The organism is Mesotoga sp. UBA5557, from assembly GCF_002425715.1.
In the GTDB taxonomy this organism is placed as follows: domain Bacteria; phylum Thermotogota; class Thermotogae; order Petrotogales; family Kosmotogaceae; genus Mesotoga.
The window spans coordinates 1-9,548 of sequence record NZ_DIMV01000030.1 but is presented as its reverse complement, the minus strand read 5'-3'; the positions used below and the strand labels follow the sequence as shown (position 1 = coordinate 9,548).

The window sequence follows — 9,548 nt, the reverse complement described above, 5'->3', positions numbered from 1 at the left end:
TGGGCTTTATAAACATGACTACTTAATAACAACCATAGAATACCTTCCAAAAGCAAGTAATTGTATAATCAATACTTAAATCCAACTTTTCATTAGTTACCACTAAAAAATATAGACAGAAAAAATAGTGCCTACGAAACCATGCGGGTTTGAGTCACTATCTTCTCTGTTTTATGGGTTCAAGTGATAAAGTCAAGAAAAACACTTACGATTCTTCACTTCATGGAATTGTCTTCAAGAACCGAAGCATGTAGTTTATCGTATGGGATAATAATCGAAACGGGAATACAGTTTTTGAACAGGGGGTAAGGGGAAATGCCAAGAATGCTTGTTGCAACTGCGCCAGGAAAGGCGGCGATTGTTGAATACAGGGACAGGAAGATAGCGGCGAACGAGGTTATGGTCGAAGTCGAGTTCGCTTCTCCAAAGCACGGTTCGGAGATAGCTGATTTCAGAGGCGATAGCCCGCTTATAAACGAACGTTACGATGACGATTGGAAGCTCTTAGTTCCTCGATCTCCGGATCATGGAAAGGGAGTTGAGTTCGGTTCCTGGAATCTCGGCAATATGTGGGTAGGTAGAATCGTTGTAAAGGGTGTGGATGTGAGGGACTATAGTGTTGGTGAGATAGTCTGTTCTTACGGAGGAATTCGCGAGACTCAAATTGTCAACGCCGTTGGCAATCACCGTCTGTTGAGAGTTCCCGAGGCCGTCTCCTGGAAGAGCGCCGTGTGCTATGATCCAGCTCAGTTTGCTCTGTCCGGGATCAGAGACGGGAATGTGAGGCCGGGTGACCATGTTGCAGTAATTGGACTTGGAGCCATAGGACTGCTGGCGGTCCAACTCGCGAAGAAGATCGGGGCAAGCCCGGTGATAGCGGTCGATCCTATTGAAATCAGGCGCGAGGTTGCGCTGAACTCAGGTGCAGATTTTGTTCTAGATCCAAAAGCTTGCGATGTTGGACTTGAGATCAAGAGGCTCACTCTTCAGACCGGTGCAGACTGCATAATCGAGACAAGCGGAGCTCCTTCTGCTCTGCAGTCGGCCCTCAGAGGTCTTGCACACGGGGGAACAATTTCGTACGTTGCCTGGGCAAAGGAGTTTCTCGGCGGCATCAATTTTGGGCGTGAAGCCCATTACAACTATGGGCGGTTGATCTTCTCCCGTGCGGCAAGTGAACCGGGACCCGACTATCCGAGGTGGAACAGAAAGAGGGTTGAAAGAGTCTGCTGGGAGATGATATGCAACGGTTCTCTTCGCGGCGATGAAATCGTTAACCCCGTCGTCAGCTTTGAAGAGTCCGCCGAAGCCTACTGCAAGTACGTCGACAAAAATCCCGAACTGAGCGTCAAGCTCGGAGTGGCTTTTTGAAGGTTCATGATCATCCAAAAGTCAGGAAGTTGATCGGCAGTAATGTTCCAGCCTCTTGTCTCATGCGCAAATTCTGTGGTTGGCCTCTAGCGATCTTGATTATAAACTCTCTCTCGATGGATTAGAGCGAGCAGTAGCTGAGGGTGTGAGTCACTGAAGACTGAGAGACTGCTTTGTATAATCGTAGTCAGAGAAGGCGGACTTGCCGGAAAATCCCGGTGATCTGATCAGAAAACGAGGCTGTTCTATTATGAACGGGACACACGATTGGAAACGCATTTCAAGAGATACAGCTGGCTATCTGCACAATGAGGAGCGATTTGTGAACCGGGGAAGGAAATGATCGAACTTCAGAGAAGAAGATGTGTATACGGCTTGCTCCCAAGAGAAAACGAACAGCCAGTTGTACATATAGTTAGATCAGCAAGACTTCATCAATCTGCGGCTATTGACGAACTTTTGAAAGGAGGAATACATGAAGCTGATCACTCAAGACAAGGAGTTCTTTCCTTCAAGAATGGAGGAGAAACTAAGTTTTGTGTATAAGCTGGGATTTGACGGCTTCGAAATAGATGGAAGGCTCTTGATCGAAGAGCTCGCCGAAGTGAAGGCGGCCGTTCGTTCCACCGGCGTTCCCGTTGCAAGCGCATGCGGAGGTTACCGCGGCTGGATAGGCGATTTCTCGAGCGAGAGGAGATCTCAAGCAATAAAGGATATCGGAGAGATCCTGCAAGCACTGGCTGACGTCGGCGGCAAAGGCATAGTAGTGCCTGCAGCCTGGGGAATGTTCTCGAAAAGGCTTCCTCCGATGGTTCCTCCAAGATCGGACTCGGAAGACACTGCCGTCCTTCTTGACTCTCTGGAGAGGCTGAATTCACTGGCCAAAGACACGGCTACACTTATCTATCTCGAGCCGCTAAACAGATATGAAGATCACATGCTGAACACGCTTGGCTCAGCCGCAAAGTTGATCGAAGAGGGGGGGTTCTCTAGTGTAAGGTTGACTGCCGACGCCTTCCATATGAATATCGAGGAGGCCGATCTTCGTAAAAGCATTGTGCAGAACAAGGAGTTTATTGCTCACGTACATATCGCCGACAGCAACCGATATCAACCGGGCCAGGCCCATCTTGATTTCGGTTATTTCTTTTCAGCACTTTCGGAAATCGATTATGGCGGTAACGTGGTCTTTGAATGCAGGGTTACTGGAGACGACCCGATCGAGAGATATAGAGAATCCTGTTGCTTCATAAGAAGCATTGTAGGGAACTCTGATACATGAGAAACGACAGACTCCGGGTTGCGATAGTCGGTGCAGGTCAGATAGTAGAGGTTACACACTTGCCCATTCTCTCATCAATGAGGGAAGAATTGGATCTTGTAGGGATTGCAGACATTGTGCCGGAGAGAGCCGAAAGACTGGCGATGAAATTCGGCGTAGAACGGGCTTTCCACGATTACGAGGAGATGCTTTCGACTCTCGAGCCGGATGCAGCACTCGTCTGTACGCCGAATAGATTTCATGCGGCGGCCACAGTAACCGCACTCAGGACAGGTTGCCATGTTTTCTGTGAGAAACCCCCTGCTATGAACAAGGAAGAGGTCCGTCGGATGATGGTCGCTTCGAGAAAGTCCGGAAGGATTCTCTCTTTCAACTTCAACTACCGGTACAGAAGAGAGGCAATCGCGATCAAGAAGTTCGTTGATAACGGCGATCTTGGAGAAGTCTATCATTGCGAGGGGAACTTCTTGAGACGGCGCGGAGTACCCGGCTGGGGTTCCTTCTCGAGCAAGGAATTGCAGGGCGGAGGACCCCTGATGGATATCGGAGTGCACATGCTCGATCTCGCCCTCTTCATGATGGGCTTCCCCCAGCCCGATAGCGTGACGGCCAGCACCTACTGCAAGATAGGCAACAAAAAGGGTGTCGGATTGATGGGCAGCTGGGACCCGGGTAAATTCAAAGTCGAAGATTCGGCATTTGGGTTCGTGAAATTCACGAACGGAGCGTCATTGATTCTGAAAACAGCTTTCGCGTTGAACATGAAGGATCGTTCCAACGTGAATCTTCAGATCTTCGGCGACAGGGCGGGCGCCACAGTCTTTCCGCCCGAAGTGTTCACTGAGATTCACGGCGAGCTGGCAGATATTTCTCTTCCCTTTGTAGAAGATGACAACTGCTATATGAGATCGTTAGGAGCATTTTTCGATCGCTGCAGGGAAGGGAGTTCTGAATTACCCACTCCTGAACAGGCATATCTCCTTCAGAGCCTCCTCGACGCTTTTTATGAATCGGCTGAAAGTGGTTCGGCTGTGATATTTGAAAGGGGCTTAATATAATGAAGATCACAATTCTGAACGGAGCTTTTGAGGATAGCGGCACTTTTGAAGAGTACCTTGAAAAGCTTGTCGAATTTCTTTCAAAGATGAAGAACGAGATTCAATACTTCAAATTGAGAGATTTGGAGATCAAGCAATGCATGGGATGTTTTGGATGCTGGGTCGAAACTCCTGGAGAATGCATCGTTCCAGATGACACAGTCAAAATCAGACGGGCCGCAGTGAATTCCGATCTGCTTATCTTTGCCTCACCGCTCATTCTTGGCTTCACCACATCGATTCTTAAGAAAGCGATCGACAAGATGATCCCGATCGTCCATCCTTATTTCACCATAAGAGCCGGCGAAATCCACCACAAGAAGCGCTACAAGACTTACCCGCTCCTGGGTGTCCTGATCGAGAAAGAAATCGATACAGACAAAGAGGATCTGGAAATAGTTCGGGCAATCTATGAACGGGTGGCAATTGAGATGGCAACCAGTCTTGTATTCTTCGATTCCGATGAGAAGCCGCCTGAGGAGGTCGCATATGCGATTACTAATCATTAATGGATCGCCTAGAGGAACCAGGAGCAACTCACTCGTAATTGCGAATCACTTCTTGAGGGGAATAAAAGCCTCTCTCCAGAACAATCTCCAGCTGGGAGTTCTGAACCTGATCGAAGGGCATGCGGTCCTCTCCGATGCGACAGAAAAAATTGCCGTTGCCGATAAGGTTCTCTTCGCCTTCCCCTTGTATGTCGACAGCATGCCGGGCTTAGTGATGGAGCTGTTCGAGTCCTTATACAATTTGAAAGGGAAGTTATCGGGAAAAGAGTTCTTGTTTTCCATTCAGTGCGGTTTTCCTGAGACTCTGAATCTGAGATTTGTCGAAAGATACCTGCAGAAGCTTGCAGGAAGACTTGGAGCAGACTATGTGGGATGTATCAGCAGGGGAGGGATGGAAGGAGCGAGATTTCTATCTGAAGATTCAGAGGTACTTCAGAGATATCGGGAGCTCGGAGAGATCTTTGGGAAGACCGGCAAGCTGGACAAAGATCTGCTCGGAAAAATCGCTCATCCAGAGAGAATACCATTGGCTGCCAAAGCGATCGCTCTTGCCCTTTCCCCGGCCGGCATTTTCAACGAATACTGGAACAGACAACTTAAGGCGAACGGGGTTTACAAAAGAAGGAATGACAGACCTTACGAAGAATAGAAACGAATCTCCTGCATTCCCTTATACTACTGAATTCTGTAGAGTGACCCAAGTTGTGAAGGAAATCAGGAAGCTCGGTCCAGGCTTCTCATAATTGTCTGAACAAACAGGACCGAGTTTTCATATATCTCTCCGTAATCGATCCATTCTTCAAATCCTTCGGCATCACTGGAGGAAGCTCGATAGGTCTTCACAAGCTCTGCAGGTCTTTCATCACTAACTACAAAGACTACTTGTTCCCTCTTGAACTCTTGGCTATAAAAGAAGCCCGGAACCACAACGAAGTCCTCTTCTCGCACAAGCGGCAACTCTCGACTGAGATCAATCACATGGTATCCTCTCTCTTCAACCAGAACCTCGTCTGAAAGCACCAGTCCAGAGAATCTGTTTTCATCCTCATTCCGGGCTTCGTAGATCTCGATCTTGATAGATTCTTCTTTATTGGCAGTATGAGGCCAACAGTTTTGATAGAACCGTCTTCTCTGGCAATGAAACTGGAACTACCCCAAGAATCAAAACCCAAAGAACTGTAGCCATGGCTCTTGTACATTGACGACGTTGTCACCGGTTCTGAAAAGGCTCCTTCACTGGATTGATAGCTCATTCGATCGTATCCTTCACCGCTGGCTGGACAAAACTTACCGCATAGCTATTTTCCTTGAGAAAGACCGTGTCATAGTAAGAAATCCAGAGATACCCTCCGTCATGGAGATCTTCACTCAAGCTGTCTCCTATAAGCCACGCTCCCGGCACGGGCGGACCTGCAATCGATATGAAATCGTCCCAGCCCGCGATTGCAACCATATGGACAAGAGAATCGACTGGCGACTCGTTGTCACAGTAGTACTGTGTCGCGCGAAGAAACATGAGAGCAAGGCCGACCCAGATACAGGCAGCTGCCTTACTTTCATTCTGTCAACGCTTGTGGCGAATCAGTCCAATCAACTTCGCAATCTCAATTACGGGAATAGGCACCAGCGAGAGAAGGAGAGCCAGAACGTACATCGGTGTCTCCAGTTGAGCCAATCCGAAAATTGTGGCGAAAGGAGAGATGAAAACAACGGCAGCCACCATCGTAAACGAAGTCAACACAGCAAGAAATAGCACTTTGTTTGAAAGGATCCCGATTCTGAACAGCGAGTGACTTGACCGCATATTAAACGAGTGAAAGATCTGAGTCAAAGAAAGAATTATAAAGGCCATGGTTCTTCCTGCAATAACATCTCCGGTGCTCTTCCAGCCAATCGCAAAGCCAATCAAAGTGAGAATAGCAAACATAGCTCCTTGAAGAAGAACCTGAAGTCCCAGTCCCCCGGCAAAAATGCCTTCATTCTTAGGTTTAGGCTTTCTATTCATGACATCTTTTTCTACTGGCTCCATGCCGAGCGCGATCGCTGGCAGGCTGTCGGTCACGAGGTTTATCCAGAGCAGTTGCGCAGATATCAGCGGGGCTTCTCTCCAGATCATCATGGCGGTGAAGACTGTAAGTATCTCTCCAATGTTTGTTCCCAGAAGGAAACCGACCACTTTTCTGATATTGTCGTATATGCCGCGGCCTTCCTTAACGGCGTGTACAATCGTCGCGAAATTGTCGTCGGTAAGGGTCATGTCGGCCGCGCTCTTCGCAACATCTGTTCCGGTTATTCCCATCGCGCATCCGATATCGGCGGCTTTTAGAGCTGGAGCGTCGTTCACCCCGTCCCCCGTCATTGCAACGACTTCACCCTGCTTTTGCAATGCATGAACGATCCTGATTTTGTCTGACGGCGACACTCTTGCATAGACCGAGATATTTCTTACCCTCCTGTCCAGTTCATCATCAGACATTTTTGACAGCTCAATTCCGGATACAATCTCATCTCCATCAAGCAAGATGCCGACTTCTCTGGCAATAGCCGCAGCCGTAAGTTTGTGATCGCCGGTGATCATCACCGGCCTGATCCCTGCCTGCCGGCACAGTCTTACGGACTCTTTCGCCTCGGGACGCGCTGGATCAATCATACCTACGAGACCGAGGAACGTAAGACCACTCTCAATCTCAGCTGGATCGAGGGTCGCAGGAATCTTCTGGATCTCTTTGGAGGCGACGGCAAGAACTCGAAGCGCGCTGCTACCCATTTCCTCCGCGATCTCTCTACCCTTTTGAACATCTCCGGATGTGCATCTTGTGGAAACTGAATCTATTGCTCCTTTTACAATTACCACGTTTTTTCCATCGATGTCGTTAATAGTTGTCATCATTTTCCGTTCAGAATCGAACGGTATCTCGGCCAGTCTCGGATACTTCTTCTCTATCTCATCTTTTAGGATCCCATTCCTCATGGCTGCCAGCACTATAGAGGTCTCAGTCGGGTCACCGATGTGCTTCTCTTCTCCATCCTCAATAACGACTCTCCCGTCAGAACAAAGCGTTGCGTACAGCAAGAGGTCCCTTATTTCAGACGAGTTATCATCGCTGATCTCCTCAGTAACTGACGAAGAAGCCGAAAAGGCCTTGACCAGGGTCATTTTATTCTGTGTGAGAGTTCCCGTCTTATCTGAACAAATCACCGTAGCGCTTCCGAGAGTCTCCACGGCGGGCAGCTTCCGAATAATAGCGTTTCTCTTCACCATTCGCTGGACTCCAATGGCAAGCACAACGGTCACAATCGCCGGAAGCCCTTCTGGAATCGCTGAAACCGCGAGCGAAACAGAGATCATGAAGATCTCCATTATTGGAATACCTTCAATAAGCCCGACAAGAAAAATCACTGCACAGGCGATAAGAGCGGCGATACCGAGATACTTCCCAAGAACGGACAGTCTATGTTGAAGAGGAGTCTGAGTGTCTTCTTCTCCTGAAAGCAGGCCTGCGATCTTTCCCATTTCTGTCTTCATTCCAGTCTCAACGACGACGCCCTTCCCTCTTCCATAGCTGACGCCGCATCCCGAGAAAACCATGTTGTGTCTATCACCGATAGAGGCCTCTTCCTTAACGATTGCATCTGCCGATTTCTCGGAGGGGACCGATTCACCGGTCAGGGCAGACTCGTCGACCTTCAAACTCGCACTTTCAATGATTCTCGCGTCGGCAGGAACAAAATCACCGGCCTCAATTAGGATAATATCTCCCGGCACCAGCTTCGATGCTTGAATCAACTTCTGTTCTCCGTCACGGATTACCCTGGCGTTTGGCGAGGAAAGCTTTTTCAGGGCATCCAGAGCCTTCTCTGCCTTGCTCTCCTGTATTACACCGATAACAGCGTTCAAGATAACAATAAGCATAATCAAGACTGGCTCAAAGAACCCTTCCTTTTCGAAGATCGAGACAAGAAACGAAATCGCCGCGGCGGCAATCAGAATGATTATCATAACGTCCTTGAACTGCTCTACAAAGCGTTCAAGATTCGTCTTCTTTTTCTCCTCGCGGAGAATGTTTTCGCCGTATTTGCCCAGACGTTCTTCCGCTTCAGAAAAGCTAAGGCCTATTTCTGGATCGACTTCAAGTTGTTCGGTAACTGCTTTTGTCTCAATGAAATGCCAAGTCATAGTATCCTCCACGATTTTCATTTATCTAATTATCCATTCCAGATGAGAATCGTCTCAAAACTAGGAAGTCCCACCAGAAAGCTTCGTGAAAACTTCTCGCTGGCGAGCTCCGATCACGATTGACCAAGATTTCCTGTCCTCAGCGAAATCTCGGTCCCTTTTATCAGAGAAGAGAGAACAACTCGAAATGATTGTAAAAACGAATTGCGCAACTCTTCATCACTCATCAGACTCTTCTTTTTGAGGTCGTCGTAGTAAGCCGCAAAGGTTACAAGCGGAATTATCGAGAAGAAGAATTTGAAAAGCGTCATTTCTGACGAGTAGTTGAAGTCGCTATCTGCCTCGGAAATCGATTTGAAAATCTGGTTGTCCTCGGTATCTCTTGTGAGATCAAGCAATCTGAAGAGGTCGTCGTGGTGTTTGCTTTCTTTCAAGGATTCGTACATCAATATTCTCAGAATTAGCCTGTTCTCAATTAGATAATCGAGTATCCTGTCGTAATAGAAGAGCGACCTCTTCACGAAACGCGCAACCGAATCTTCATCGATGAACTTCATCCTGTCATGCTCTATATCTAGCTCGCCATCTCTTATCATCTGGATAATGCTTGCCTGAACGAAGTCCATCGCTATCGTCGTCGCGTCTTTTAGCAGAGAATCCACGATGTGGCTAAGAATCTCTTCCTTACTATTGAAGTAATAGTATATGAGACCTTTGGTTACGCCCGCAGCTTCTGCTATCTCGCTTGCAGTTGTGGCGTGAAATCCCTTTTGAGAAAACAACGCAATCGATGATTTTATTATTCTTTCTCGAGCCTCGTTGACATCTGAGGATTTCAATTTCAACCTCCTGACTAACCGGTTAGTCAAATAGATTATATACCGTTATTGCTGACTGTCAATAGATGGAAAAGTGACTGGGAAAATTGATTGAAGAAAACGAGACTACCACTAAAAGAATGGGCCACCTCAGCTCTTAGAAATCTTATCATTATCCATAACTCAGGGAGTCAAATGCCATAAATATGCTGATTCTTGCGCGAATTCGTATTTGGCTCCTGATGATCTTGATCTTGAATCCTCCCTTGAGGGCTTATCATTACCCATAAGTTA

At 47.8% G+C, this 9,548-nt stretch carries 10 protein-coding genes; 5 read left to right on the top strand and 5 right to left on the bottom strand.

The window, feature by feature from the left end:
* Positions 1–315: 315 nt before the first annotated feature.
* From B3157_RS03645 to B3157_RS03625, 5 genes are all read left to right on the top strand, one after another.
* Complete coding sequence (locus tag B3157_RS03645; protein WP_292588926.1) at positions 316–1,371, top strand: zinc-dependent alcohol dehydrogenase; 1,056 nt, start codon at positions 316–318, stop codon at positions 1,369–1,371.
* 475 nt (positions 1,372–1,846) lie between these two features.
* On the top strand, positions 1,847–2,653 hold the full coding sequence (locus tag B3157_RS03640) for a sugar phosphate isomerase/epimerase family protein (protein ID WP_214061550.1): 807 nt from the start codon (positions 1,847–1,849) through the stop codon (positions 2,651–2,653).
* Positions 2,650–3,711 carry a Gfo/Idh/MocA family protein gene (locus B3157_RS03635; protein WP_214078645.1) on the top strand — a complete coding sequence of 354 codons (1,062 nt, stop codon included), beginning with the start codon at positions 2,650–2,652 and terminating at the stop codon, positions 3,709–3,711. Before B3157_RS03640 ends, B3157_RS03635 begins: the two co-directional genes overlap by 4 nt.
* Entirely contained in the window at positions 3,711–4,259 is a 549-nt protein-coding gene (locus B3157_RS03630; protein WP_292588922.1) for a flavodoxin family protein, read from the top strand. The genes B3157_RS03635 and B3157_RS03630 overlap by 1 nt, the downstream gene beginning before the upstream one ends.
* A complete protein-coding gene (locus B3157_RS03625; protein WP_292588919.1) occupies positions 4,240–4,908 on the top strand; it encodes an NAD(P)H-dependent oxidoreductase in 669 nt (222 codons plus the stop codon). Before B3157_RS03630 ends, B3157_RS03625 begins: the two co-directional genes overlap by 20 nt.
* A gap of 65 nt (positions 4,909–4,973) precedes the next feature.
* Here the strand turns inward: B3157_RS03625 and B3157_RS03620 are convergent, their stop codons facing one another.
* The 5 genes from B3157_RS03620 to B3157_RS03600 form a co-directional block, all read right to left on the bottom strand.
* Positions 4,974–5,237: a hypothetical protein gene (locus B3157_RS03620; protein ID WP_292588917.1), complete on the bottom strand. Its 264-nt coding sequence runs from the start codon at positions 5,235–5,237 to the stop codon at positions 4,974–4,976.
* On the bottom strand, positions 5,234–5,512 hold the full coding sequence (locus B3157_RS03615; RefSeq protein WP_292588915.1) for a hypothetical protein: 279 nt from the start codon (positions 5,510–5,512) through the stop codon (positions 5,234–5,236). The genes B3157_RS03620 and B3157_RS03615 overlap by 4 nt, the downstream gene beginning before the upstream one ends.
* Entirely contained in the window at positions 5,509–5,775 is a 267-nt protein-coding gene (locus B3157_RS03610; RefSeq protein ID WP_292588913.1) for a hypothetical protein, read from the bottom strand. Before B3157_RS03610 ends, B3157_RS03615 begins: the two co-directional genes overlap by 4 nt.
* 48 nt (positions 5,776–5,823) lie before the next feature.
* Positions 5,824–8,436, bottom strand: a complete 2,613-nt coding sequence (locus tag B3157_RS03605; RefSeq protein ID WP_292588911.1) for a calcium-translocating P-type ATPase, PMCA-type — start codon at positions 8,434–8,436, stop codon at positions 5,824–5,826.
* A gap of 113 nt (positions 8,437–8,549) precedes the next feature.
* A complete protein-coding gene (locus tag B3157_RS03600) occupies positions 8,550–9,275 on the bottom strand; it encodes a TetR/AcrR family transcriptional regulator (RefSeq protein WP_292588909.1) in 726 nt (241 codons plus the stop codon).
* Between the last annotated feature and the right edge of the window lie 273 nt (positions 9,276–9,548).